Here is a 1,036-nt window from a genome sequence, read left to right as displayed (position 1 = left end):
GCCGAGGCGCTGTTCCGGCTCGACACGCCGACACTCGAGGCGGCGATGTCCGAGCGCTCCTGCCACCTCTTCGGCCCGCTGACGCTGGCCTCGCAGCGCACCCTCTGGCCGATCATCGCCCAGCATGCCGAGACGCTCTGCGGCGAAAGGCTGGCGCTGGTGGCCGAGGCCGCCCACGTGGTGCCGCCGATCGGCGCGCAGGGTCTCAACATGTCGCTCAACGACATGGCGACCCTGCACGACCTCGCCACCGCCACGCCCGAACGCCTCGGCGACCGGCAGATGCTCGAGAGCTACCACCGCAAGCGCATTCTCGACGTACGCGCCCGCGTCGCCGGCATCACGCTGCTGAACCGCACCTCGATGCTCTCGGCGCCGCTGCTGCGCGACGCCCGCGCCAAGGCGCTCGACGCGCTCTACGGCGTCACCCCGGTGCGCAAGACGCTGATGCAACTCGGACTCGGGGCCAAGGGCTGAGGCCATGGCAGACACCCCCGACACCCCAACGGTCGAAGGCGGCTGCCTCTGCGGCGCCGTGCGCGTCACCGCCACCGGCCAGCCCGACCGGGTCGGCATCTGCCACTGCCTCGACTGCCGCAAGCACCATGGCGCGCTGTTCTTCGCCGCGGCGATCTACCCGGAAAGCGCCGTGACCGTCGTGGGAGAGACCGGCGAATACCTCCGTCGCCACTTCTGCCCGCGCTGCGGCTCGTCGGTGTTCTCGCGCACCGGGGACGAGATCGAGCTTCACCTCGGCAGCCTCGACGCCCCCGACCAGTTCACCCCGGACTACGAGCTCTGGACCATCCGCCGCGAACGCTGGCTGCCGCCCTTCCCGCTCCGCGCGCGGCACGAACGGGACCGTCCCGAAGACTGATCCTTCATCTTGCCCGGCAAACTCCGGGGGAGTCCGCGTCAGCGGACGGGGGCAGCGCCCCCTCCAGGCCCACCACGCGGACCCACGACCTGAAAACCAGGCCCGCGCGTACCAACACGCGCGGGCCCGGCAAAGGTCAGACCACCTCGTCCAGCACCT

The 1,036-nt window shown here is 71.1% G+C and carries 2 protein-coding genes; both read left to right on the top strand.

Features of this window, described 5'->3' with window-relative positions:
• A partial coding sequence (locus HC022_RS27375; RefSeq protein WP_175583760.1) for an FAD-dependent monooxygenase occupies positions 1 to 477 on the top strand: 477 nt, incomplete at its 5' end.
• A gap of 4 nt (positions 478 to 481) precedes the next feature.
• Positions 482 to 877, top strand: a complete 396-nt coding sequence (locus tag HC022_RS27370; protein WP_167454471.1) for a GFA family protein — start codon at positions 482 to 484, stop codon at positions 875 to 877.
• The last annotated feature ends 159 nt before the right edge of the window (positions 878 to 1,036 follow it).

It is taken from the genome of Salipiger sp. HF18, from assembly GCF_011806505.1.
Lineage (GTDB): Bacteria > Pseudomonadota > Alphaproteobacteria > Rhodobacterales > Rhodobacteraceae > Salipiger > Salipiger thiooxidans.
Note: the sequence above shows the minus strand (reverse complement) of the source record. Positions and strands in the feature narration are given on the sequence as shown.

What these genes read in the sequence shown, in the direction of transcription:
- HC022_RS27370 (WP_167454471.1), top strand. Translation starts at nt 482, where the DNA reads ATGGCAGACACCCCCGACACCCCAACGGTCGAAGGCGGCTGCCTCTGC.